Genomic DNA, 23,442 nt, shown 5'->3' with positions numbered 1-23,442 from the left:
GGTGAATGGACTAAAACAGGAGTTGAGTCTGGCACAGGGAGTCGGGTTGCTGTCCACCTCACTGCTGGGAACGGGCGTTTTTGCGGTTCCAGCACTGGCGGCGATGCTGGCCGGAGACGACAGTCTATGGGCCTGGCCGGTATTGATTATACTGGTTTTCCCGATTGCTATCGCGTTTGCTGCGCTAGGCCGCCATTTCCCTAGTGCCGCAGGGGCGGCCCACTTTGTGACAATGGCCTTTGGCCCGAAGTTGGGGAATGTCACTGGTTGGCTATTTTTGTCTGTTATTCCGGTAGGTTTACCCGCCGCCTTGCAAATAGCTGCCGGTTTCTGGCAGGCGACATTTGGCTGGAGTGATACTGGGTTGTTGATGGTGCAACTGGTCACTTTGTTGGTTATTTGGCTGCTGGGCACACGTAGCGCGGGCTCCAGCGCTAATGTACAGACATTGATAGCATTACTGGTCATTGCGCTGGTGGTGGCTATTTGGTGGCAGGGGGCGATTCAACCATCACAGATACCCTGGCCAGAGCTACAAGATATTTCCCCTCCGAATATGTTCAGCGCGTTGGCCGTAATGTTCTGGTGTTTTGTCGGATTAGAAGCCTTTGCACATTTGGCAACAGAATTCCGCCATCCTGAACGTGATTTTCCACGCGCACTAATCGTTGGCTTACTCGTCGCAGGTGCCGTGTATTGGGGCTGTACCGTGGCGGTGTTGCATTTCCATGCCTATGGCGAACAACAAGCGGCTGCGGCGTCGTTGCCGGGCATTGTGGTGCAACTTTTTGGTCAGCATGCACTGTGGATAGCGTGCATTATTGGCTATCTGGCCTGTTTTGCCAGCGTCAATATTTATACCCAGAGTTTTGCCCGCATGGTGTGGTCACAGGCTCAGGTTCGGCCTGAAAGCAAACTTGCGCAGCTTTCTGCCGGGCAAACGCCAGTTAATGCACTTACTGCCGTGGTGGGGAGTTGCCTGGTATTTGCGTTACTTATTTATTGGCTATCGCTGCCACTGGACCTACTGATTGTGTATGCCAATGGCATTTTTGTGCTGATTTACTTGCTCTGTATGCTGGCGGGGATTCGCCTATTGAGCGGGCGCTCGCGGGTGATGTCGGTGATTGGCAGTATTCTGTGTTGTGTATTGCTGGTGATGATAGGTTGGAAAAGCTTATACGCTTTACTGATGTTTTTCCTCTTGTGGGTGCTGCTTTCCAGAATGCGACCAGCGGCGATATCCTCGTAAACTCAGGGCGCGATATCGAACTGCGCCCTGATTATCACTACTGACATGCGACCAAGCGTTACTCGCCGGTTTTGTCATCACTGCTGTTATCATCAATAACGGCTGGGACGTTGTTGAATTTGGCTTCCAGCTCTGTCACGCGTTGTTCCAGTAACGCCAGTTTTTCTCTGGTGCGTAGCAACACTTGAGTTTGTACATCGAACTCTTCACGATTAACCAAATCCAGTCGTGTTAATTGCGATTGCAGCACCAGACGAATTTTCTTTTCGACGTCTTCCCCGAATTCGCGAATTCCTTTCGGCATAGACTCATGCACCTGGCGGGCGATTTGTTCAATTTTTTTCGGGTCAATCATGATATTTCCCTAATGAGATGTGGATTACTGCTTATTAGTGTAATGCCTCACGTTGATTGTATAAACCTCCAAACATCTACATTTTGGTAATTGCCCAGACGAATCAATAGCGCTATAGTCATAGGGCTTATTCTCAGGGCGGGGTGCAAGTCCCCACCGGCGGTAAATTGTGGTGCGGCATATCTGTGTCGTGGTGCAAAAGCCCGCGAGCGCTCACGTTGTTTCTCTTGTTAAAGAGGGCAAGGTAGAGGTCAGCAGACCCGGTGTGATTCCGGGGCCGACGGTTATAGTCCGGATGGGAGAGAGTAACGGTATCTGCCGGGCTTATAGCTCGCTTGCGTTATTTCGGCTATTTCTATTTATATATGAAGCAATGTTATATATGAAAGAGTGGCCTTTTACTCCTCAAGACCGCCCTGATTCTGGTAATCCATAATTTTAATGAGGTTTCTTACCATGAATCAGACCCTTCTATCAGATTTTGGCACGCCTGTTGAGCGTGTAGAACGTGCTGTCGACGCGCTGCGTAATGGCCGTGGCGTTATGGTGTTAGACGACGAAAGTCGAGAAAACGAAGGTGATATCGTCTTTGCAGCTGAAGCAATGACTGTTGAACAAATGGCACTGACCATCCGCCACGGTAGTGGCATTGTGTGTCTGTGTATCACTGACGAGCGCCGCCAGCAACTTGATTTACCGATGATGGTGACCAATAATTCCAGCCAGTTCCAGACGGCATTTACCGTGACAATTGAAGCGGCTAAAGGTGTTACGACCGGCGTTTCTGCGGCTGACCGTTTGACGACTATTCGTGCGGCCATTGCTGACAACGCTAAACCTGCTGATCTTAACCGCCCGGGCCATGTATTCCCGCTGCGTGGTCAGGTAGGCGGTGTATTATCGCGTCGTGGTCATACCGAAGCCTCTATCGATTTGGCAACACTGGCGGGCTACAAGCCAGCAGGTGTGTTGTGTGAACTGACTAATGACGATGGCAGTATGGCCCATGCGCCAGAGGTTATTGAGTTCGCTAAATTGCATGATATGCCGGTAGTGACAATTGATGACCTGGCTGATTACCTCCAGTCTCAGGCAAGAAAAGCCAGCTAATAGAGTGGCGATATCAATGGATATTGCCTGCTGATCGTGTTGGTTTAAACACCGGGTTGCCTCTATTTTCCTGAATAGAGTGCGGCCCGGTTATTTCCTATAATGTCTTGACCCCTAAGTTAACCCTTCTCTGACTTTCCCCATTCAATTTTATTGAATATCTTCATCACTGTTATCTGGCTGTGTAATGAAAAAAAAGCGCGTAATGTATTTCTTATGATTTCAAGCGCCATTTTTTCTCTTAACAGTAAGGATTTCTTATGAACAGCTCTCGTATGCCTGCACTGTTTCTCGGCCACGGTAGCCCGATGAACGTGCTGGAAGAAAACAGTCACACTCAGGCATGGCGTACGTTGGGTGAGACCTTACCGCGTCCTAAGGCAATTCTGGCCGTCTCCGCCCACTGGTATACCCGTGGTACCGCAGTGACGGCAATGGAGCAACCTCGGACTATCCATGATTTTGGTGGATTCCCTCAGGCGTTATTTGATACCGAATATCCAGCGCCGGGGTCACCGGAACTGGCAGCACAAGTTCAGCAATTATTGGCACCTATCGCTGTGCGAGCTGATACCAGTGAATGGGGATTGGACCATGGTAGCTGGGGGGTATTGATTAAAATGTACCCTGAGGCTGATATTCCGGTGGTGCAATTGAGCATTGATGGTACGCAACCGGCGGCTTATCACTATGAGTTAGGTCGCAAGCTGGCAGTGCTGCGGGAGCAGGGCGTGATGATTGTCGCCAGCGGAAACGTCGTGCATAACTTGCGTATGGTTAGATGGCAGGGTGATAGCAGTCCGTATCCTTGGGCTGAATCTTTCAATCAATTTGTGCGAGATAACCTTAATTATCAAGGTGATAACCATCCTTTAGTAAACTTTATGCAACATGAAGGGGCTGCGCTATCTAATCCGTCACCAGAGCATTATCTGCCACTTTTGTATGTGTTGGGGAGCTGGGACGGCGTCGAGCCGATTTCGATTCCCACTGATGGGATTGAGATGGGATCGCTCAGTATGTTGTCGGTAAGAATTGGATAGTTCGACGTTATAAAAAGAAAGGTTTGAACTGATAAAGTCAGCGAGCCAAGGGTTGACCACTCCTACGGTTTACGCACTTGTATTTGAAACTAAAAGTGGCGCCAACGGAGTGTTTCCCCTTCATTTGACCTTGTCAGCAGTCTGAGGGAAAGCGAGTGCTTTCCCTTAAGTTATGCGCAGCCTTAGCCCAAAATAATATGCGGGTAAAAACGCGACAGATCTTGGGTAATCAGTTCTCTGTCTTCACGCAAACCAATGCCACAGGGTTGATCATTCACCAGCCAGCTACCTATCAGAGTATAGCTGTCGCCGAACTTAGGCAGCGGATGAAATTGCTGCACAATCATGCCTTCTTCACCATATGGCCCATCAACTCGGGCAACTTCTTTGCCGTTTTCCACAATCTGGATATTGGCACCTTCCCGTGAGAACAGCGGCTTGGTGACATAATGATCCATCTTTGGATGGTCATCTTCGGCGAAATAAGCAGGCAACAGGTTAGGGTGATTTGGGAACATCTCCCACAGCAACGGCAGCAAGGCTTTATTGGAGATAATGCTTTTCCAGGCGGGTTCCAGCCAGCGTACACCAGCATCTTCCAACTTGGTTGAAAACATTTCGCGGAACATAAACTCCCACGGATAGAGTTTGAACAAATTACTGATAACCTGATTATCCAGGTCAGTAAATTGGCCTTTCTCTCCTAAGCCGATCTCTTCCATAAACATGAATTCACTTGGCAGACCTGCTTCCAGCGCGCAATCTTGCAAATATTGCACCGTACCACGATCTTCTTCACTGTCCTGACAGCAGGCCAGATGCAGTAAGCTAAAACCATGGTTATCACGCAGGTCGACAAAGCGCTCAATCAACTTCTCTTGCATGCTGTTGTATTGATCAGAATCCTGACTCAAATTGCCTGCGTTGATTTGATCTTCCAACCATAACCATTGGAAAAAGGCGGCTTCATACAATGACGTTGGGGTGTCCGCATTGTTTTCCAGCAGTTTTGCTGGATTTATGCCGTCATAGGCCAGATCAAGGCGAGAATAGAGCGATGGCTGATGAGTTTTCCATGAGCTACGAACAAAATCCCAACAGTGTTTTGGAATGCGGAATTTTGCCATCAGTTGATCGCTATTCACCACTTTCTCAACCACTTGCAGACACATCTGATGCAATTCTGCGGTAGTTTCTTCCAGCTCTTCAATCTGTGCCAGTGTGAATTCGTAATACGCATCCTCACACCAGTACGGCTCGCCATACATGGTGTGGAAACGGAAACCGAATTCAGTGGCTTTCTCGCGCCAGTCTGGGCGTTCGCTAATCGCTAAACGTTTCATTAATCAGACCTTAACCACCCATGCTGCGTGTGCTGGTTTTAGATGATGTCGCGGCACTACGTTGCATAGAAGACTGCTTAGCTACGGACTCACCAAAGCCACCACGAGTGATAGTGTTGGTTACCGCAGGTTTGGGTGCCATAGCGGTTCTTGGCACATTCATGGTGCGGCCAGTGGTGGCTGAACCAAAGTTTTTGCCTGTCGCATCAACAAACTTGCCATTCGCTGGGCTATTTGGCGCTTTCGACGTGAATAGTGGCTGGCTTGCACCACCGCCCATCATCCGACCCATCATATAACCGGCCATTAATGGCATCCACATACTGCCACTTTGTTGTGGTGCGGCCGCCGTGGTTTCGCCAGAAGATGATGAAGATGTTGGTACCATGCCAGCTTGAGCAGGAGCCTGAGTACACTGAGATTCACCAAACTCTGCCACACAGTCTTCACGGGTCGCATATTTTGGTGCAGTTTTAGCCGCTTCTTGTAATGCCGTGTTGTAAGCGGTGGTACATTCCGCGCTCTTGGACGGATTCGCCTGAGAGCAATCATCAGCATTTTGATACAAAGAGACGGTTTCATCGGTTTTTTCACAGCCAGCCAGCATAAATACAGCACTGACAGCTAAAGCTACGGGCGCAAGACGGTAATTGCGCCAGGATTTACGGAAAGTCTCTTGATTGATGTTTTGAGTCCGTTTCATCATTATTTGTCTCATTTCAGGGCTTTTGTGCCCTTTCCCAGTAAGTACGCTCTAGAATAGGGGAAAGATGTACGAAATTAAAGCGTAGGGGCTTGCCAGCGGCAGACTTTACAAAGCTATACGAAATGCTGCGAGTAGCTTCGCTTTTTTCATTGGCAAAAAGTGCTTGGCAGCGAAGACGTAGGGCATAGAAACCGGGCACAGCCTGATGCTGCACCCGGAGAGTCCGAGTCCGTAAAAATCAGTTACGGAATGGATTGCCACTACGCGCCGCTGTTGGTGCTGCGGTAGCTGGTTGGCTTACAGAAGTAGCACGCGGTGCTGATTGAGCACTTTCGCCATCAGCATAAGCATTCTGGTTGGCATTGTCCGGTGCGAGGCTGGTGGCTGAAGTTGGCACTGGCTTGTCCAATACGCCATTCAGTTGCATCAGATCGTCCATATTCAATGTCCCCAACGCGGATTGGATGTTTAACTGATTAATCAGATAGTTATAACGCGCGTCAGCTAATTGCTGTTTGGATTGATACAAGTTAGTCGTTGCAGTCAATACATCCAGAATAGTACGGGTACCCACCTGGTATCCGGCTTCCATGGCATCTAATGAACTTTGGTTGGAAATGACCACCTGCTCATAAGCCTTGATACTACTGATGGAGGCTGAAATATTATTGAATGAGGAGCGTACAGTTTGCACCACACTACGGTGCGCACTTTCTAGCTGTTCACTGGCACCGACGAAATTGTACTGTGCTTGTTTCACCGCAGAATTGGTGGCCCCGCCGCTATACAGTGGCAAACTCAGTTGCACACCAATTTGGTTTTGCCCAGCATCATTATTTACTTGCTGGCTGGTTGGTGACCCCCCACTGTAACGCGTATTGGTTACAGAAGATGAGGCGGTCAAATCGACCGTCGGCATATAACCGGTTTCTGCTGACTTAATTTGCTCACGAGCCAAATCTTGGCTCAAACGGGCAGAAAGCAAAGCAAGGTTACGTTTTTCAGCTTCTTTCAATAAGTTAGTAACTGCTTGTGGGCGCTCAGTCTTCAAGCGACTCACATTCAGTGATGCCAATTCAGGATAATAAACACCGGTGATCTGGCGCAGGTTTTCCAACGCATTATCCAAATTGTTACGGGCAGTCACTTCTGCTGCTAACACGGTATCGTAGCTGGCACGGGCGTTTTGCACATCGGTAATTGCGACTAAACCTACATTAAACCGCTGGGTCGTTTGGTCCAACTGGCGATAGACCGATTGCTTCTGTGCTTCGGTGTAAGACAGGCTATCAATCGCTCTGAGTACGTTGAAATAGGCTGTTGCCGTGTTCAGGATCAGTGCCTGTTCGTCGGTCTGGAATGTGACATCCTGAATACCCGCCGCCTTTTCCTGTAAGGTCAGGGCGCGCCATTTAGACATATCAAAAATAGTTTGAGTCAGTTGCAGGGAGCCTGATGTCGCGTTGCTATCCGGGCTATCGGATGCATCACGGAAACCATTAGTATGGCTGTAACCTGCACCCAAACCGAGCTGTGGTAACAGCGGGCTGCGCGCTTGATTAATTTTTTCATATGCAGCATCGCGGTCAGCAGCCGATTTGCGTAAATCCGGGTTACTATCCCTGGCTTGCTTATAAACTTGCAGCAAGTTCTCTGCCTGGCTCATGGTACTGAAACCAGCCAGACTCAGCCCGATAAGAAGGGGGAGCAGTTTCTTCATTTGCAGTCCTTGTTGTGCAGCATTTGTGCGGCAATTTTACTATGGTAGCTGTCGATAGACGATATTGTTGCCGATTCTATCAGAGTCTGCCAATGGGATAAGGTGGCTGATTGTGCCATCTCGCCTTAATTTACTTAAATCTATCACAAAGCTAAATGAGTATTCAGACAACTCATCTGTATCGAGCTATCTTGGTCAAATAATCTTTATCAAAATCATTTCTATCAGCTAACTCTATGCCTGCTATTTTAAAATCCTGTATACCCGTCATACTGCAAGCTGCATGTGCGTTAGCTGCTTTCGTTAACCCCAGTCACTTACTTATGTAAGCTCATGGGGGATTATGAGCCTCACCCTACGGGCCACGCAGGCGCTGTGCAAAATGGTTTACAACCAATTTGTCGCTCAATTGCCGCCTTCCTGCAACTCTAATTATTTAGGGTATAGCCTGTGTAGTTTGGCTGTCATCAAAAATCACAATTAAGCTTGGATACTTAAGTAAGGAGAACAGTTAATGACGTCAGTACAATCTTCACCGGTGACCTTTGACAAGAATGATGTGGAAATTATTGCACGTGAAACACTTTACAGTGGTTTTTTTTCACTGAATTTATACCGATTCCGCCACCGCCTGTTTAACGGTGAAATGAGTGGTGAAGTTAAGCGTGAAATTTTCGAGCGTGGCCATGCTGCGGTGTTGTTACCCTATGATCCGGTGCGTGATGAAGTGGTATTGGTTGAGCAATTACGGATTGCCGCCATTGACAGTAGCCCGTCACCTTGGTTATTAGAAATGGTAGCCGGAATGATTGAAGAGGGTGAAACCGTTGAAGCGGTCGCCCGTCGCGAGGCGCAGGAGGAAGCCGGAATTGACATTGGCCGCTGTAAGCCGGTGCTCAGCTATTTAGCCAGCCCCGGGGGCACCAGCGAACGTTTGTCTATTATGGTGGGCGAAGTTGATGCGACAACGGCGAAGGGTATTCATGGCTTGGCTGACGAAAATGAAGATATTCGAGTGCATGTTGTTAGTCGTGAACAAGCTTGTCGTTGGGTTGAAGAAGGTGCTATTGATAACGCAGCCTCAATCATTGCATTACAATGGTTGGCGTTGCACCATCAATCGCTGAGAGCAGAATGGCAGTCATAAAGATACTCGTCATACTTCAAGCTGCTGGTGCGTTGGCTACACTCAATAACCCGAATCATTGACTGGCGTCAACTCATCGGGATTATATCGCTTGCCGCCTTCCTGCAACTCGAATTATTTAGAGTATAGATAAAGAGAAAAAATAATGAGTAAGCGCTATACACCTGATTTCCCTGAGATGATGCGGATATGTGAAACTAACTTCGCACAATTGCGTCGTTTGATACCTCGCGTCGATGAAGTGGGCGAAAACGTGGCTTATCAGGTTAATGGCGGCAGTTATAGGCTGACAATTATTGAGTCAACCCGCTACACTTCGGTAGTAGAGATTGTGCAAACCGAGCCTGCGGTGAGTCACTGGAGCCTGCCATCGATGGTGGTGCGGCTTTATCATGATGCACAGGTCGCGGAAGTGTGTGCCAGTCAGCAGATCTACCGCTTCAAAGCAAGTTATGATTATCCGAATAAAAAGTTGCATCAGCGGGACGAAAAGCATCAAATTAACCAGTTTCTTGCTGACTGGTTGCGCTATTGTTTGGCGCATGGAGCGGTGGCAGTTCCGGTTTGTTAGACAGACTTATAACCTTGCCTACAGAGAGTGAAGAATCGTGATAATTCTGGTTGGGAAGGGTGCAAAAACAAGGACACCATTTGGAAAGCCTGTTTAAACTGCCTATGGCGAGTGGGGCCAAAGTCAGAATTTTACAAATAACAGATACCCACCTCTTCGCAGGTGAACATGAGACCTTGCTGGGTGTGAATACGTCCCACAGTTATCGCGCTGTGTTGGATGCGATTATTGCTGAGCAACATCCGTTCGATCTGATTGTTGCAACCGGTGATTTGGCGCAGGACCATTCAGTTGCTGCCTATCAGAATTTTGCCAAGGGTATTTCCCGTTTGCCAGCGCCTTGCGTCTGGCTACCCGGTAATCACGATTTTCAACCGGCGATGGTAGATGCCCTGGCGGATTCAGGCATTGCGCCTTCGAAGCAGGTTCTGGTTGGTGATAACTGGCAAATTCTGTTATTGGACAGTCAGGTATTCGGCGTTCCTTATGGTGAACTGAGCGATTATCAGTTGGAGTGGATGGAGCGTTGTCTGGTGGCTTACCCAGAACGCTATACGCTGATTTTATTGCATCATCACCCAATGCCATCCGGCTGCACTTGGCTTGACCAACACAGTCTGCGTAATGCGCATATGTTGGCGGCAGTGCTGGTTCGTTATCCGCGTGTTACCACCTTATTGTGTGGCCATATCCATCAAGATTTGGATCTCGATTGGTATGGTAAACGGCTGCTGGCCAGCCCTTCTACTTGTGTGCAATTCAAACCGCACTGTACTAATTTTACGCTTGATACTGTGGCCCCGGGATGGCGCTACCTCGACTTACTGCCTGATGGAATACTTGAAACTGAGGTTCGTCGGTTAGCCAGTGATGAGTTCTGCCCGGACATGGACTCGGATGGTTATTGATGAGTACGCTTCTTTATATTCACGGCTTTAATAGCTCCCCCAGTTCGCTCAAAGCAACCACCTTTAAAAGTTGGTTGCAGCAGCACCATCCTCATATTGAGATGCTGACACCGCAATTACCGCCGTATCCGGCACAAGCAGCAGAAATGTTGGAAAACATTGTGATGGATAAAGCTGGGCAATCTATTGGTATTGTTGGTTCTTCCTTGGGCGGCTATTTTGCTACCTGGCTTTCCCAGCGTTTCAGCATACCTGCGGTGGTTGTTAACCCGGCAGTGCGGCCTTTTGAGCTGCTCAGTGATTATCTGGGCGAGAATGAGAACCCCTACACAGGTCAACAATATGTGTTAGAGTCTCGACATATTTACGACCTGAAGGTCATGCAAATTGAAAAGTTGGAATCCCCAGATTTACTCTGGTTATTGCAACAAACCGGGGATGAGATCCTCGATTACCGTCAAGCGGTTGCTTATTACACCCCTTGCCGGCAAACAGTAGAATCAGGTGGAAATCATGCCTTTGTTGGCTTTGATCACTATTTCTCCCCGATTGTAACTTTTTTAGGGCTAGCGACTGCCTGATAACAGGCCGTATATGTGCCACCGATACAGTAGGTTTGGTATTACTACAATGTTGGTATTACTACCGTTGGGTATCGTTACTACAGTGGGTATTGCACTGGGGCCGAGATGGCCCACCGGGCATGTCACCGCCAGCCTTCCAACCATTAGCCGAATATTAATCAACCATGACTGAATCCAGCTATAACGCTGATGCCATTGAAGTACTCAGCGGTTTAGAACCAGTGCGTCGTCGTCCGGGCATGTATACGGATACCACGCGGCCAAACCACCTTGGTCAAGAGGTGATTGATAACAGCGTCGATGAGGCGCTGGCGGGCCACGCCCGGCGTATTGACGTTATTCTGCACGCCGATCAATCGCTGGAAGTGACTGATGATGGCCGTGGTATGCCTGTTGATATCCATCCAGAAGAAGGTGTGCCCGCCGTTGAACTGATTATGTGTCGGTTACACGCAGGCGGCAAATTCTCGAATAAAAACTATCAGTTCTCTGGTGGTTTGCACGGTGTAGGCATTTCAGTTGTGAATGCTTTATCCAAGCGGGTAGAGGTCACGGTGCGCCGTGATAGCCAAATCTACAGTATTGCCTTTGAAAATGGCGATAAAGTGCAGGAACTACAAGTTATCGGGACATGCGGTAAGCGCAATACCGGTACCAGCGTGCATTTCTGGCCGGATGTCTCATTCTTCGATAGCCCACGTTTCTCGGTTTCGCGTTTATCCCATTTGCTGAAAGCGAAAGCCGTGTTGTGCCCCGGCGTAGAAATCGTCTTTAAAGATCTGGTGAATAATACCGAGCAGCGTTGGTGCTATGCCGATGGCCTGACCGATTATCTGATGGAAGCTGTTGATGGCTTGATTACCCTGCCAGAAGCACCGTTTGTCGGCTCTTTTGCCGGTGATACTGAAGCGATTGATTGGGCGCTGTTGTGGTTGCCAGAAGGCGGTGAACTGTTGACAGAAAGCTACGTCAACCTGATCCCCACCATGCAGGGCGGAACTCACGTCAACGGTTTGCGTCAGGGTTTGCTGGATGCCATGCGCGATTTCTGCGAATACCGCAATATTTTGCCCCGTGGTGTCAAACTTTCGGCCGATGATATCTGGGAACGCTGTGCTTATGTGTTGTCAGTAAAAATGCAGGACCCACAATTTGCCGGCCAGACGAAAGAGCGGCTCTCCTCACGTCAGTGCGCTGCTTTTGTGTCCGGTGTGGTAAAAGATGCCTTCAGCCTATGGTTGAATCAGAATATACAAGCGGCAGAACAACTGGCTGAATTGGCCATATCCAGTGCTCAGCGCCGTATGCGTGCGGCGAAAAAAGTGGTGCGTAAGAAGCTGACCAGCGGTCCGGCATTGCCCGGTAAACTGGCGGATTGTACTTCGCAGGATCTGAGCATGACCGAATTGTTCTTGGTGGAGGGGGATTCCGCAGGCGGTTCGGCCAAACAAGCACGTGATCGTGAATATCAGGCAATCATGCCGCTGAAAGGCAAGATCCTGAATACCTGGGAGGTTTCGTCAGATGAAGTGCTGGCCTCGCAGGAAGTACACGACATCTCGGTAGCTATTGGTATTGATCCAGATAGTGAAGATTTGAGCCAACTTCGTTATGGCAAAATTTGTATCCTGGCGGATGCGGACTCCGATGGTCTACATATTGCTACTCTGCTGTGCGCACTGTTTGTGCGCCACTTCCGGGCGTTGGTGCGCAACGGTCACGTTTATGTGGCGATGCCACCACTGTATCGCATCGATTTAGGCAAAGAAGTGTTTTATGCCTTGGATGAAGAAGAGAAAGCTGGTGTTCTGGAACAACTGAAACGCAAACGCGGGAAACCCAACGTTCAGCGGTTTAAAGGGCTGGGTGAAATGAACCCGCTGCAGTTACGTGAAACGACTCTCGATCCGAATACCCGTCGTCTGGTGCAATTGACCATTGGTGATGATGATATTGATAAAACGTTAGCAATGATGGACATGTTGTTAGCGAAAAAGCGTTCCGAAGATCGGCGCAATTGGCTGCAAGAGAAAGGGGATACCGCTGAAATCGAGGTTTGATCGATGAAAGTGACGTTAGAAGAGTTGCAGGCATTTACCTCGGTAGTTGACTGCGGCTCGATTACCGCGGCGGCAGAGCAACGTAGCCAGACCACATCGGGTATCAGCCGTGCATTGAGCCGATTGGAGCAAAAGCTGGCGACCACTTTGCTACGCCGCACCACCCGTCGGTTGGAATTGACCGAAGAGGGCGAGCTGTTTCTCAGCCATGCACGCCAGATTCTTGGCGCGGTAGATGATGCTGAGGAACAGATTGCTCTGCGGCGGCTGAAGCCTGCTGGTAGGTTGCGAGTGAATGCAGCAGCCCCCTTTATGCAGCACGTTATCGTGCCGATGATCAGCGGCTTTCGCGCCTTATATCCGCAAATCATTCTTGAACTGAATACCGACGATCTTAATATCGATCTGTTGGAGCAACGTACTGATATCGCGATCCGCATTGGTGCTTTGCGCGACTCCACTATTCATGCACGTTTGCTGGGTGCCAGCCGGGTGCGTATTCTTGCCAGTCCCGACTATCTGCAATGTCACGGTACCCCGCACACTATTGATGAACTGGCTGATCACAGCCTGTTGGGTTTTACACAGCCGGAATTCCTTAATCAGTGGTCGCTACCTCATTTGCCAGGCGGGCGTTCGTCGATTATCCCGAATTTAGCGGCTTCCAGCGGCGAAACGCTGCGTTTATTGGCTTTACAGGGTGAAGGGATCGTCGAACTCTCTGATTTTATGACGCGTGAAGATCAACTGGCGGGGCGTTTGGTTGAAGTCATGGCGGATCAAACTCTGGAAACCTGGCAACCGATCAATGCAGTGTATTATCGCAATACACAACTTGCTGCGCGGATTACCTGTTTTCTCGATTATGTGAGTGAGCAGATTCGGTTGCAGGGGAGTCATTGGCTCAGATATCCCCTTCGTACTTGAAGCTGCAGGGGTGTTAGCTGCGCGCACTTACCCGAATCACTTACTTGAGTAAGCTCATCGGGATGCGTTTGCTTGCTGCCTACCTGCAACTCCAATTACTTTGGGGATAGGCTGATTAGGCGTTATTTAAAATGTGAATGTTCACATCCAACACATCATCCTTAATCACTTCACGGTGTTGATGCATATGTTCCATCTGCAAATGTAACTCCAGATGATGCACACTTTGCCACTTCTCCAGCATGAAAATAGAGTCCGGCGAGTTCTTTTGCCAGTCAAGCTGGGTGGGAACGTCAACCATCGGCACATAACCGCCACAACCTTCCTCGGCCAGTACCGCCGGAATAAGCTTCTCAATTGCCTGCAATACCGCCTGACGGCGCCCTGGTTTGACTTTGATTTCTGCAAAAACGGTAATCATTACTGCCTCTATTTATCTCTGATAGGAAATCAAACGGCCTGATAGTTAAAGTTTTCGGCTAAATGCTGACGGTAACGGCTGATGTCACCTTCAATGTCTGGTTGTTTAATCACATCATTACACATAAATGTTGGCAGAGGTTCCATACCAAGGAATTGGTTCGCTTTATGGAAATGCAGATACACACCGTCAACGCCCACCCCATGGAAGAACTGTTTCGGGTCATTGAACGCTGCAAGTGGTGCGTTCCAGGTGACTGACAGCATGTAGGTTTTACCCTGAATCAAACCGCCAGAACCATAGCCTTTAGTGGCATCAGAACGGGTACGGCCATCACTGGCATACAGTTTGCCGTGACCTGCGGTAAAGACGTCATCAATATATTTTTTCAGGATCCACGGTTCACCCATCCACCAACCGGGCATTTGATAAATAACGGTATCGGCCCACAGATATTTTTCAATTTCACTTTCAATATCATAGCCTTCATCAACAGTGGTGATTTTCACCTGATGACCATTTTCACGTAGGAAGTCGGCAGCGACATTCGTGAGCGTGAGATTAAGCGCCCCTTTGGAGTGCGCAAACTCTTTCATGGCGTTAATAATTAATACGTTACTCATTGATATAATCCTTGTGAAGCGGGGGCTAATAACACAAAACTGCGGCCTACCCGGAATGCTGAGTATGCTAATGGTTTTTACGCGAGAGAAAAATGGACGATAATGCATAACACTCTTGCTAAATAAGCAATAAAGCCCCTGCATTTAAACCTTTTGAACTGTAAATATGCGAAGCTCCCCGCATTGGATTTCATATGGCAGAAACAGCAGAATAACAGTTTTGAGGCAGCTCTCAGAACGAAGTTAATACCTGGTAGCATATAGCTGCGTACCGAGTTATAGCGGTACACTGCTTGTCTTTTAGCGACACTCGTTTACTCAGGTCAGCGCCATTATGTCCCCTCATACTTTGCTCGTGATTGATGATGATGAAGAGATCCGCAGCTTACTGACGGAATACTTCACTAAAGCGAATTTTCGTGTGCTTTCGCTGCCTGATGGTGAACATTTGCTAGCAACATTGAAGCAAGAGTCTGTGGATTTAGTCATTTTGGATGTCATGTTGCCTGGTGATGACGGCTTCACCCTCTGCCGTAAAGCACGGCAAGTATCGGCAGTGCCGATCATCATGCTGACGGCGGCATCTGATGAAAGTGACAAAGTGATTGGGTTAGAGCTAGGTGCAGATGATTATCTGGCTAAACCGTTCAGTGCCCGCGAGTTGCTGGCGCGAGTTAAGGCGTTATTACGTCGCAATCAAATTGTGCAAAGCCCTGGCATTGAGGCACGATTTTTGTGTTTTAACGGCTGGAAACTGGATTTAGTCCGGCGGGAGCTTATTGATCCGCAAAAGCGGAGTGAGCCGTTGTCGGGGATTGAATTTACGTTGCTCTCGTTATTTTTACGTCATCCCAATCAGATCCTCGACCGGGATCAAATCTCTGAGATAACCCGCCGACGGGAAAATAACCCTTTGGAGCGGGGGATTGATGTGCAAATCAGCCGCTTACGTCAGCGTCTACAAGATAGCCAGCGCTTACTACTGCGTACCCTGCGTAATCAGGGTTACATGCTATGTTGTGATGTTACCCGTGAATATTGATTCGGGCCGTTATGTCCGTTGGCTACAGGATATGTTCCGGCCACTCTGGCCGCGTTCACTTCTGAGCCGCATGCTGTGCATGCTGGTGATTGCCCTGCTGCTGGCAGAAAGTATCTCTGGTTCAATTTGGTATCGTCAGTTTAGTCTGCGCAATCAGGCCAGTCTGGAAAGTACTATCAAAGGGCTGGTGCAAGGGATGCTGACTAGCTACAACTTTATGTCATCTCTGCCGTATAACTACCGCCATTTAGTGTTGCAACAACAATTGGCGTTAGGTGGCTCGCAGTTTTTTATTTCGATCAATAACCATGTATTGGATGAAGTGCAATTGCTGAACAGTCAGGCCGCCAGAACCGTGGTCTCGCAGGCAAAACAAGAACTGCGAACACAATTAGGGGAACGGCAGGCGGCGATTATCTCCCTGACACCCGCAGATCAACTGAAAGTTTTTAACGCCGGAGTTCTGGTTGATAATCTCCCCCCTGCCTGGGTACGTTTTGGTATCACTACATCCCATAAAGATGCGCCAGTATTAGTCATTCAGTTACAACTGAATTCCAATGAATGGCTGTTTCTGGCAGCACCACTGCCACCGCCTTATGATCAGTTAGAAAGCCCGCTGTTTAGCTTGCGTCAGGTCGGCTTTACCCTGTGTAGCTTGCTTCTGGTTTTACTTTTTACCTGGTGGCTGATTCGGCGTGAGCTGAAACCATTAGCACGGCTAGCCCATGGCGCACTTGAACTCAACAGTTCACTGGACAGCGAACCATTGCCAGAGGAAGGCAGTGCAGAATTGGTTACCGCGACCCGTTCTTTCAATCAAATGCAAAGCCGTCTGCGCGCTTACCTGCATAATCGTGAGATGCTATTTACCGCTATCAGTCATGACTTGAAAACCCCGCTAACCCGCCTACGGTTGCGGGTAGAAATGCTAGAAGATGAGACTTTGGGGAAAAAATTTGAACGGGATGTCGCTGACCTGGAAATGATGGTCAAAGGCGCACTGCAAAGTATGAAGGATACTGATTTACATGAAAATATGGAGTCCATAGATATCATGAATTTGCTAAGGCAAACGATGGACGCCTATCTCAATGTTACTGTTTCCGGTAAAGCCAGCCCGATCTTTGGCCGCCCTCTGGCGATTAAGCGCCTACTTAATAACATCGTGGAGAATGGGCTGAACTATGGGCAGCGAGTAGAAATAATTCTGTCAGATCACCGAGATTACATCATGCTGTTTATCCGTGATTTTGGCCCCGGAATTCTCGAGGAGCAGTGGGAGAAAGTATTTAAGCCTTACTATCGTTTGCAACAGGATAACCGTGGCAGTGGGTTGGGGCTTGCTATCTCACGTAGCATTGCCAGAGCACATGGTGGTGAAGTGACATTACGTAATCATCCCGCCAGTGGGCTGATAGTTGAAGTCCGTTTACAACGTTATAACTGAGTCTAATACGCATGTTAAAGACACTATCTCTTATTTTTCTGCTGTTGGTCGCGACCAATGCCACTGCCGTTAACGTTGAAGTCCTGCATTATTGGACTTCATCCAGTGAGCAGGCGGCACTATTATCGGTAAAACAGGCGCTGGCCGAAAAAGGGGATAACTGGCAAGATTTTGCCGTTGCTGGTGGTGCAGGAGAGAGTGCATACAGTGTATTGCAAACGCGTGCTATTGCCGGTAACCCGCCCGGGGCGGCGTTACTCGAAGGTAAGGCCATTGAGGAGTGGGCCAGACTGGGCTTTCTCTCCAGCCCTTATACGCCGGAGCAAACCGTTGAGTGGGATCAGGCTTTGCCTCTCGCCATCAAAGCCAATATTAAATATCGTGGTGAGTATGTTGCCGTACCGGTAAACATACATCGTATCAATTGGATGTGGATTAACCCGAAACCTTTCGCCAAATTGAAATTAGCCGTACCTACCACATGGGATGAGTTTTTTGCCGCGGCCGATAAGTTACAAGCTGCCGGGTACATTCCATTGGCACATGGCGGGCAGGCATGGCAGGACGCCACGGTGTTTGAGAATCTGCTGTTAGGCATGGAAGGCGGGGAATTCTACCGCCAGGTGTTTATGGAACAGCGCAGTAGTGCCATCACCAGTGAGAAGATGGTGCGAGTGCTGGAAAAGTTTCGCAAGCTTAAAGGTTATATCGACCCCGATGCCGCCAATCGTCCGTGGCATGAGTCGGTAGAAATGCTGCGCAGTGGTAAAGCTGCCATGATGATTATGGGCGACTGGGCCAAAGGCGAGATGATGCAGGATGGTGATAATCCCGGCCAAGCGTTTTTGTGTGCGCTGGCTCCCGGTACTCAGGGCTATTTTATTTATAACACGGACAGCTTTGCTATTTTGCAGCAAAACGGTAATCCAGTCGTGGTATCGGGCCAGCGCCATTTGGCTGATGTACTGATGGATAAGCAGTTTCAGGTTACGTTTAATAAACTAAAAGGCTCGATCCCCGCCCGAATGGATGTTTCTTTGCAGGATTTTGACTCCTGCGCGCAGCAGTCAGGCAAGGCGTTCCGTCAGGCGGAGGCCTCGGGTAAATTGCTGCCGAGTATGGCGCATTCGATGGCGACAGATGCACAAACCAAAGAGATCTTCTTCCACGTACTGAACTCCTTTTTTATCCATCCAGAGCAGACTCCGCAGCAGGCTGTGCAGCAGCTCAATACTGCCTTAATCGCGGTGAAATCTTAAGTTCAAGGCGTCAAAGCAGTACGCGCAAAAATTAGAAAATGCGAGAATAATCAGAGAGTCAGCAATGTTAGCCAATGCTATTTAGCTTTTCCACCACCCTAGCTGAGAGTATCAATTCAGCACTGGCTAGATTCTCCTGTAAATGTTGCGGTGATGACGTGCCAGGGATGAGCATGATATTTGGAGAGCGTTGCAGCAGCCAGGCAAGAGCAACCTGCATTGGCGTGGCCCCCAGTGACTGTGCGACTTCGCTAAGTTGTGTCGACTGCAATGGTGTGAAGCCACCGAGCGGGAAAAAAGGAACCCAGGCGATATTCTGTGCAGCAAGCTCGTCGACAAGTGCGTCGTCATCGCGATTTGCCAGATTATACAAGTTCTGTACGCAGACAATGGGGGTGATTTTTTGGGCATCGGCGACCTGTTTTGCTGTCACGTTACTCAATCCAATATGGCGAATCAGCCCTCGCGCTTGCAGTTTGACCAGTGTCTCAAGGGGGGCGGCCAAGGAACCTTCTGCCGGTTGGTGGACAGCAAACATGCTACGCAAATTCACGACTTCCAACACATCAAGCCCAAGGTGACGCAGATTATCTTCGACCGCGCGGGTGAGTTCATCGGCGCTGAATGCCGGTAGCCAGTTCCCCGTCTTATCGCGTAGTGCGCCCACCTTGGTAACAATACACAGATCATTAGGATAAGGATGGAGGGCTCGTTTAATTAATTGGTTAGTAATATGTGGCCCATAAAAATCACTGGTATCAATATGTTGGACCCCTGATTCGATGGCGTCGCGCAACACCTGAATCGCCTGAGATTCATTCGCGGGTGGGCCAAATACGCCTGGGCCAGCCAGTTGCATCGCGCCATAGCCGAGGCGATTAATCTGCCGATCGCCAAGTCGATAAGTAAGAGTACGTTGTGACATGGGATATCTCCTGAGTAAGTAACGCAATGATTGTAGCTGGCTTATAGCTGTGCAACTATCTGGCTAAATGAAGACAAGTTGTACGGAGTGGCGGACAATGCAAATTGATATTGCACTGCTTCATGCGGTGGTCGCGGTGGCAAAAGCGGGCGGATTTCGTGAGGCTGCGCGCATGATAGGCAGTAATCCTTCGTATCTCAGCGATGCGGTGCGGCGGGTGGAACAGCAACTGGGTGTCCGGTTATTTCATCGAACCACTCGAACGGTGGCATTGACTGAGGTAGGTAGAGCACTGATGGAGCGGTTAATGCCTGCGATGAGCGAAGTTGATGCTGCACTGGATATTGTTAATCGCTTTCGTGATACCCCGTCGGGCACATTACGTCTAAATGTCCCTGTTAGTGCTGCGCGGCTGGTGTTGCCTGCCATTGTTCCTGCTTTTTTGAAACGTTATCCAGACATTCAGTTAGAGGTGGTGGCCGAAAGCAATGTGCAGGACGTATTCCGTGATGGCTGCGATGCGGGTATCCGCTATGATGAATGTCTCGAACAGGATGTCATTGCGCTTCCGATAGGAAAACGTCAGCAGCGCTTTGCTGTTGCCGCAGCTCCTGAGTATCTCGACCTGCATGGCCGGCCGGAACATCCGAGCGAACTCCTTAACCACCTCTGTATTCGTGGCCGTTATGCCAGCGGCATAGTGCCTGAATGGGAATTTGAGCGAGACGGCGAGGTGGTGCGAGTGAAGCCAAATGGCCCGCTAATGGTTAGCATTGGTGCTGCCGTTGACCTTGCGGTGGCAACGGCGATTGCTGGCGGTGGGATAATCTATCTATTTGAAGAGTGGCTGCGACCCGCGATTGAACGTGGCGAACTTGAAGCAATTCTAACACCCTGGTGGCAGCAGTTTTCAGGCCCATATCTGTACTATCCCGACCGTCGTCTTATCCCTTCACCACTCAAAGCGTTTATTGATTTTATCCGCGAACTAAATGGTTAACCATTTAGCTCCGCCATTATCTGGCGCCTGAAGCCAACCGGGCGATTATGCGGGGCTTAATATAATCCGTCGCTTGAGTTTCAGCCCCCCTGATCTATTTTGAATTATGGGATTATTAAATTCCCTCCTGCTCGTCATTTTCCTCATTATTGGGTGTTTCACTGTCAACGACAAAATGAACGATTCCCCGTTTTCCCGCCGCCAGTGACTGTTGAACCAATGCGCGGGCTGTAGGGATTTCATCTCGGTCTAGCACTGTTTCCGCCAGCATTTGCATATTGGTACCGGTAATCACTTCAAATTGGGGTTGATGCACACTCAATTGGACTGCACTGCGAAATGGGGAGCCCCCGAGCAAGTCGGTGAAGAACACCACACCGTGCTCAATAGGTAATGTATCCAGTGCCTGTTGTAACGCATGGTCTAGCTGTTGAGTACTCATACCGACCGGAAAGTCGACCGCAATGATTTGCGGTTGTGAGCCAATGACTTGTTCCACTGCGTTATACAATCCACTGGCAAAACGCCCATGGCCGGTGATGATAATGCTTACCATAAAAGGTCCTTGGGCGCTGGCCGTTAGCCAGCGCATTAAAGATTGAGACTGATTTAGGTGCTACAACACACCGAGCCATGACAGTGCGATAGACAATACAAAAGTCACCAGAATGAGCGTAACCGGGCTGACTTTCTTGGCGCGCAACAGGTAATACATCAGCAAGGTGTAGACCATGGGCAGCAGATTTGGGAAGACTTTGTCAAAGAAGGCTTCCTGAATAGAGACCTCGTGGCCCGCGGTCACCGCGACTTTTGCCGCCACGGTAATATGGACATACGAAGCAATCAGCCCACCAACGACTGTCACACCAAGGATGGTCGCTGCTCTGGAAATAGCCCCCGAACTGGCACGCAGTTTATCGATGGCTCTTACCCCCAAGGTGTAGCCCAGATGGGTCCATACCACGCGCAGTAAAAATAGCGCCAGATAAACCACGAAGAAGATGATTGGCCCCAAAATACTGCCCTGACTGGCAAAAGAGGCACAAACCCCCGCGACAATCGGCAATAAAGTGAACCAGAAAATAGCATCACCAATCCCCGCCAGTGGCCCGAACAACGCCACTTTCAACCCTTTGATCAGGTCTCGACTTTCGTGGCGTTCCTCCAGAGAAATCAGTAATCCCATCAGGAAACCAACCGCATTAGTGTTGGTATTAATAAACTCCAGATTATCTTTCATGGCGGCAGACAGCGCGGCTTTGTCATTACCATAAATCTTCTTCAGCAACGGGGCTTGTGCACTGGCAAAACCAGTCGCCTGCATACGTTCGTAATTAAAACCGGACTGTAACAGTGCTGACCGAAAACCCAACTTGGTGATATCCCGGCGCGTCAACTTGGTGGTTGGCTCAGTGCTGGCATCTGTCGTTGTTGGCAAGGTATTAGATTCCATCATTCATCTCCTCAGGAGCGGCAGCAGCATGGGCGGCTTTTTTCTGTTGGTTGTAATATTCGTAGATAGCGAAAGCCGTCCCCAGTAGCGCAACAGGCAACAGATTCTGTACCGGTATAAAGGTGACAAACAGGAAACCAATAATAAAGAAAGGGGTGAACGGGGTTTTCATCATAACTTTCAACAGTAAGCCGAAACCAACCGCAGGCAAGATACCCCCGGCAACCTCAAAGCCATGAGTCAACCAGGCTGGCATTGATCGCACCAGGCTTTGCATCGCGCCCTGTGAAACGTAAGCGCACAAGAACGTCACGGCGGCGTAAGTCACAGCAACAATGGCGGTTAACAACAAGTTCAGCCGCCCGAGAGCTGCGCCATCAGCTTCTTCTGCGTAACGGTCAGCCTTCTGCATAAAGAAGGAAAATGCTGAGTAATAGAACAAAATGATGTATTGCATTAAGAAGCTAAAGGGCAGGCCCAGTCCGATGGCCGTTTTCGCGTCGACTCCGGTGCTGTGGGCAATCACGGTCGTCATAATACCTGCCAGCACTGGGTTTGGTGGTTGGGTACCGCCAATCGGGGTCAGGCCAGTAAAGGCCAGTTCGGTCAATGCACCGGTAATCAAACCCGTTTGGATATCACCGAGAATGGCACCCGTTAAGGTACAAACGATTAGCGGGCGGAAGATATACAACGCTTCCAACCAAAAATCGATCCCGACAATCAGTGCCATGATTGCCAGCCCAATACCTTGCATCATTGTTATTTCATGCATAAATAATTCCGTCACCAAAGGCGTTGTAGGGCAGGGTATTATCGGATTAAGTCCGAGACTCTCAGATTGCTATACCCTGATGCGGCGGCTATTTACTGGATTTTATCTTTGCCGTCACTCGGTGTGTCCTGAATAAAGACATTTACGTTATGCTGTTGAATTGCGTGCAGGTTGGCCAGATCGTTATCATCGACATACACTTTTTTGGTTAGCGGACGTTTGCCTTCCGAAAAATGCATATTCCCGACGTTCACATCGCGGATAGGTACCCCGCCCTCAACCAAACGGCGAGCTTCATCCGGTGTGCGACAGACGATAAAAATTTTCTGTTCAGCAGAGGCTTTGCCAATAACATCAATGGTTTTCTGAATGGAGAAGAAACGGATCCCTAACCCCATAGACTCGGCGGTCATCGACATAATTTGCTGTTGGAGTTTGTCCTGCGCGACACCGTCGTCGGCAACTAATAACAGGTTTGCCCCAAGAGATGAGGACCACGCCACGCCGACCTGACCGTGAACCAACCGGTTATCGATGCGTAACAGCAGAATGTTGGGTGATGCCATGGGTATTCTCCTACTTCTATTGCAAGCGAAACGACATTGACTGCAAGCAAAAACGACCTTGTCGCTGTGTGTTGATTTGCACGCCGTCATCCCGACCACTGTTATCGGGGGAGCAAAAAAAAGTGCAGGGAAGTCCAGCGCATAGCCAGTATATGAAGGGAAGAGAAGCGGTAGGCTACATGATGATATCGTTTTGTTACCC

At 49.2% G+C, this 23,442-nt stretch carries 24 protein-coding genes and 1 riboswitch; of the genes, 13 read left to right on the top strand and 11 right to left on the bottom strand.

Annotated elements, in window-relative coordinates; all coding sequences use genetic code 11:
- Position 1 precedes the first annotated feature (1 nt).
- Positions 2–1,252: an L-methionine/branched-chain amino acid transporter gene (gene yjeH, locus V1952_RS01180; RefSeq protein WP_372560481.1), complete on the top strand. Its 1,251-nt coding sequence runs from the start codon at positions 2–4 to the stop codon at positions 1,250–1,252.
- A 58-nt stretch (positions 1,253–1,310) separates the two neighbouring features.
- Here the strand turns inward: yjeH and ubiK are convergent, their stop codons facing one another.
- Positions 1,311–1,607 carry a ubiquinone biosynthesis accessory factor UbiK gene (gene ubiK, locus V1952_RS01175; RefSeq protein WP_420074221.1) on the bottom strand — a complete coding sequence of 99 codons (297 nt, stop codon included), beginning with the start codon at positions 1,605–1,607 and terminating at the stop codon, positions 1,311–1,313.
- Between the two features lie 125 nt (positions 1,608–1,732).
- Positions 1,733–1,918, top strand: a riboswitch (FMN riboswitch).
- Between the two features lie 145 nt (positions 1,919–2,063).
- Here ubiK and ribB point away from each other — a divergent pair.
- Together ribB and ygiD are read left to right on the top strand one after the other, a co-directional pair.
- A complete protein-coding gene (gene ribB / locus V1952_RS01170) occupies positions 2,064–2,717 on the top strand; it encodes a 3,4-dihydroxy-2-butanone-4-phosphate synthase (protein ID WP_083162378.1) in 654 nt (217 codons plus the stop codon).
- 260 nt (positions 2,718–2,977) lie between these two features.
- Complete coding sequence (gene ygiD / locus V1952_RS01165) at positions 2,978–3,760, top strand: 4,5-DOPA dioxygenase extradiol (RefSeq protein ID WP_420074220.1); 783 nt, start codon at positions 2,978–2,980, stop codon at positions 3,758–3,760.
- A gap of 182 nt (positions 3,761–3,942) precedes the next feature.
- Here the strand turns inward: ygiD and V1952_RS01160 are convergent, their stop codons facing one another.
- The 3 genes from V1952_RS01160 to tolC form a co-directional block, all read right to left on the bottom strand.
- The gene (locus V1952_RS01160; protein WP_420074219.1) at positions 3,943–5,103 is read right to left on the bottom strand and encodes a glutathionylspermidine synthase family protein; all 1,161 of its coding nucleotides are present in this window, start codon (positions 5,101–5,103) and stop codon (positions 3,943–3,945) included.
- Between the two features lie 10 nt (positions 5,104–5,113).
- Positions 5,114–5,806: a DUF1190 family protein gene (locus V1952_RS01155; RefSeq protein WP_083164047.1), complete on the bottom strand. Its 693-nt coding sequence runs from the start codon at positions 5,804–5,806 to the stop codon at positions 5,114–5,116.
- A gap of 241 nt (positions 5,807–6,047) precedes the next feature.
- Entirely contained in the window at positions 6,048–7,529 is a 1,482-nt protein-coding gene (tolC, locus tag V1952_RS01150) for an outer membrane channel protein TolC (RefSeq protein ID WP_372560483.1), read from the bottom strand.
- 514 nt (positions 7,530–8,043) lie between these two features.
- Between tolC and nudF the strand changes: the two genes are divergently transcribed.
- The 6 genes from nudF (at position 8,044) to V1952_RS01120 (ending at position 13,726) form a co-directional block, all read left to right on the top strand.
- On the top strand, positions 8,044–8,676 hold the full coding sequence (nudF, locus tag V1952_RS01145; protein WP_083162382.1) for an ADP-ribose diphosphatase: 633 nt from the start codon (positions 8,044–8,046) through the stop codon (positions 8,674–8,676).
- A gap of 145 nt (positions 8,677–8,821) precedes the next feature.
- Positions 8,822–9,247 carry a DUF1249 family protein gene (locus tag V1952_RS01140; RefSeq protein ID WP_050086674.1) on the top strand — a complete coding sequence of 142 codons (426 nt, stop codon included), beginning with the start codon at positions 8,822–8,824 and terminating at the stop codon, positions 9,245–9,247.
- A gap of 80 nt (positions 9,248–9,327) precedes the next feature.
- Complete coding sequence (gene cpdA / locus V1952_RS01135) at positions 9,328–10,155, top strand: 3',5'-cyclic-AMP phosphodiesterase (RefSeq protein ID WP_372560696.1); 828 nt, start codon at positions 9,328–9,330, stop codon at positions 10,153–10,155.
- Positions 10,155–10,736 carry an esterase YqiA gene (yqiA, locus tag V1952_RS01130; RefSeq protein WP_372560484.1) on the top strand — a complete coding sequence of 194 codons (582 nt, stop codon included), beginning with the start codon at positions 10,155–10,157 and terminating at the stop codon, positions 10,734–10,736. The genes cpdA and yqiA overlap by 1 nt, the downstream gene beginning before the upstream one ends.
- A gap of 167 nt (positions 10,737–10,903) precedes the next feature.
- Entirely contained in the window at positions 10,904–12,799 is a 1,896-nt protein-coding gene (parE, locus tag V1952_RS01125) for a DNA topoisomerase IV subunit B (RefSeq protein WP_372560485.1), read from the top strand.
- Between the two features lie 3 nt (positions 12,800–12,802).
- Positions 12,803–13,726 (top strand): LysR substrate-binding domain-containing protein, encoded by a 924-nt coding sequence (locus tag V1952_RS01120; RefSeq protein WP_372560486.1) that lies wholly within the window; start codon positions 12,803–12,805, stop codon positions 13,724–13,726.
- 115 nt (positions 13,727–13,841) lie between these two features.
- Here the strand turns inward: V1952_RS01120 and V1952_RS01115 are convergent, their stop codons facing one another.
- Positions 13,842–14,147 carry a putative quinol monooxygenase gene (locus V1952_RS01115; RefSeq protein ID WP_005188293.1) on the bottom strand — a complete coding sequence of 102 codons (306 nt, stop codon included), beginning with the start codon at positions 14,145–14,147 and terminating at the stop codon, positions 13,842–13,844.
- A 29-nt stretch (positions 14,148–14,176) separates the two neighbouring features.
- Positions 14,177–14,770, bottom strand: coding sequence for an NAD(P)H-dependent oxidoreductase (locus tag V1952_RS01110; protein WP_420070744.1), 594 nt, complete (start codon positions 14,768–14,770; stop codon positions 14,177–14,179).
- Positions 14,771–15,104: 334 nt separating this feature from the next.
- On the opposite strand from V1952_RS01110, the gene V1952_RS01105 reads away from it, so the two are divergent.
- Genes V1952_RS01105 through V1952_RS01095 form a run of 3 tightly spaced genes read left to right on the top strand, consistent with a single transcriptional unit; the run spans position 15,105 to position 18,521 of the window.
- Positions 15,105–15,812 (top strand): response regulator, encoded by a 708-nt coding sequence (locus tag V1952_RS01105; RefSeq protein WP_420074218.1) that lies wholly within the window; start codon positions 15,105–15,107, stop codon positions 15,810–15,812.
- Complete coding sequence (locus tag V1952_RS01100) at positions 15,793–17,262, top strand: ATP-binding protein (protein ID WP_227746580.1); 1,470 nt, start codon at positions 15,793–15,795, stop codon at positions 17,260–17,262. Before V1952_RS01105 ends, V1952_RS01100 begins: the two co-directional genes overlap by 20 nt.
- 11 nt (positions 17,263–17,273) lie before the next feature.
- Positions 17,274–18,521: an ABC transporter substrate-binding protein gene (locus tag V1952_RS01095; RefSeq protein ID WP_420074217.1), complete on the top strand. Its 1,248-nt coding sequence runs from the start codon at positions 17,274–17,276 to the stop codon at positions 18,519–18,521.
- Positions 18,522–18,588: 67 nt separating this feature from the next.
- On the opposite strand, the gene V1952_RS01090 is transcribed toward V1952_RS01095, so the two are convergent.
- The gene (locus V1952_RS01090; protein ID WP_420070741.1) at positions 18,589–19,446 is read right to left on the bottom strand and encodes an aldo/keto reductase family oxidoreductase; all 858 of its coding nucleotides are present in this window, start codon (positions 19,444–19,446) and stop codon (positions 18,589–18,591) included.
- 97 nt (positions 19,447–19,543) lie between these two features.
- On the opposite strand from V1952_RS01090, the gene V1952_RS01085 reads away from it, so the two are divergent.
- Positions 19,544–20,446 carry a LysR family transcriptional regulator gene (locus tag V1952_RS01085; protein ID WP_372560491.1) on the top strand — a complete coding sequence of 301 codons (903 nt, stop codon included), beginning with the start codon at positions 19,544–19,546 and terminating at the stop codon, positions 20,444–20,446.
- 115 nt (positions 20,447–20,561) lie between these two features.
- On the opposite strand, the gene agaF is transcribed toward V1952_RS01085, so the two are convergent.
- From agaF to agaB, 4 genes are all read right to left on the bottom strand, one after another.
- On the bottom strand, positions 20,562–21,002 hold the full coding sequence (gene agaF, locus V1952_RS01080; protein WP_420070739.1) for a PTS galactosamine/N-acetylgalactosamine transporter subunit IIA: 441 nt from the start codon (positions 21,000–21,002) through the stop codon (positions 20,562–20,564).
- Between the two features lie 60 nt (positions 21,003–21,062).
- Positions 21,063–21,899, bottom strand: coding sequence for a PTS galactosamine transporter subunit IID (agaD, locus tag V1952_RS01075; protein WP_372560697.1), 837 nt, complete (start codon positions 21,897–21,899; stop codon positions 21,063–21,065).
- A complete protein-coding gene (agaC, locus tag V1952_RS01070; RefSeq protein WP_420074216.1) occupies positions 21,889–22,674 on the bottom strand; it encodes a PTS galactosamine transporter subunit IIC in 786 nt (261 codons plus the stop codon). The genes agaD and agaC overlap by 11 nt, the downstream gene beginning before the upstream one ends.
- A gap of 92 nt (positions 22,675–22,766) precedes the next feature.
- The gene (gene agaB / locus V1952_RS01065) at positions 22,767–23,240 is read right to left on the bottom strand and encodes a PTS galactosamine transporter subunit IIB (protein ID WP_372560494.1); all 474 of its coding nucleotides are present in this window, start codon (positions 23,238–23,240) and stop codon (positions 22,767–22,769) included.
- Between the last annotated feature and the right edge of the window lie 202 nt (positions 23,241–23,442).

The sequence above is a fragment of the Yersinia sp. 2542 StPb PI genome, assembly GCF_048593855.1.
GTDB lineage: Bacteria > Pseudomonadota > Gammaproteobacteria > Enterobacterales > Enterobacteriaceae > Yersinia > Yersinia enterocolitica_E.
The sequence above is the reverse complement of the archived record's forward strand: the minus strand, read 5'-3'. Positions and strand labels throughout refer to the sequence as shown.

Coding starts and splice junctions, on each gene's coding strand:
- ubiK (WP_420074221.1), bottom strand. CDS start 1,607: ATGATTGACCCGAAAAAAATTGAACAAATCGCCCGCCAGGTGCATGAG.
- ribB (WP_083162378.1), top strand. CDS start 2,064: ATGAATCAGACCCTTCTATCAGATTTTGGCACGCCTGTTGAGCGTGTA.
- ygiD (WP_420074220.1), top strand. CDS start 2,978: ATGAACAGCTCTCGTATGCCTGCACTGTTTCTCGGCCACGGTAGCCCG.
- V1952_RS01160 (WP_420074219.1), bottom strand. CDS start 5,103: ATGAAACGTTTAGCGATTAGCGAACGCCCAGACTGGCGCGAGAAAGCC.
- V1952_RS01155 (WP_083164047.1), bottom strand. CDS start 5,806: ATGAAACGGACTCAAAACATCAATCAAGAGACTTTCCGTAAATCCTGG.
- tolC (WP_372560483.1), bottom strand. CDS start 7,529: ATGAAGAAACTGCTCCCCCTTCTTATCGGGCTGAGTCTGGCTGGTTTC.
- nudF (WP_083162382.1), top strand. CDS start 8,044: ATGACGTCAGTACAATCTTCACCGGTGACCTTTGACAAGAATGATGTG.
- V1952_RS01140 (WP_050086674.1), top strand. CDS start 8,822: ATGAGTAAGCGCTATACACCTGATTTCCCTGAGATGATGCGGATATGT.
- yqiA (WP_372560484.1), top strand. CDS start 10,155: ATGAGTACGCTTCTTTATATTCACGGCTTTAATAGCTCCCCCAGTTCG.
- parE (WP_372560485.1), top strand. CDS start 10,904: ATGACTGAATCCAGCTATAACGCTGATGCCATTGAAGTACTCAGCGGT.
- V1952_RS01120 (WP_372560486.1), top strand. CDS start 12,803: ATGAAAGTGACGTTAGAAGAGTTGCAGGCATTTACCTCGGTAGTTGAC.
- V1952_RS01115 (WP_005188293.1), bottom strand. CDS start 14,147: ATGATTACCGTTTTTGCAGAAATCAAAGTCAAACCAGGGCGCCGTCAG.
- V1952_RS01110 (WP_420070744.1), bottom strand. CDS start 14,770: ATGAGTAACGTATTAATTATTAACGCCATGAAAGAGTTTGCGCACTCC.
- V1952_RS01105 (WP_420074218.1), top strand. CDS start 15,105: ATGTCCCCTCATACTTTGCTCGTGATTGATGATGATGAAGAGATCCGC.
- V1952_RS01100 (WP_227746580.1), top strand. CDS start 15,793: ATGTTACCCGTGAATATTGATTCGGGCCGTTATGTCCGTTGGCTACAG.
- V1952_RS01095 (WP_420074217.1), top strand. CDS start 17,274: ATGTTAAAGACACTATCTCTTATTTTTCTGCTGTTGGTCGCGACCAAT.
- V1952_RS01090 (WP_420070741.1), bottom strand. CDS start 19,446: ATGTCACAACGTACTCTTACTTATCGACTTGGCGATCGGCAGATTAAT.
- V1952_RS01085 (WP_372560491.1), top strand. CDS start 19,544: ATGCAAATTGATATTGCACTGCTTCATGCGGTGGTCGCGGTGGCAAAA.
- agaF (WP_420070739.1), bottom strand. CDS start 21,002: ATGGTAAGCATTATCATCACCGGCCATGGGCGTTTTGCCAGTGGATTG.
- agaD (WP_372560697.1), bottom strand. CDS start 21,899: ATGGAATCTAATACCTTGCCAACAACGACAGATGCCAGCACTGAGCCA.
- agaC (WP_420074216.1), bottom strand. CDS start 22,674: ATGCATGAAATAACAATGATGCAAGGTATTGGGCTGGCAATCATGGCA.
- agaB (WP_372560494.1), bottom strand. CDS start 23,240: ATGGCATCACCCAACATTCTGCTGTTACGCATCGATAACCGGTTGGTT.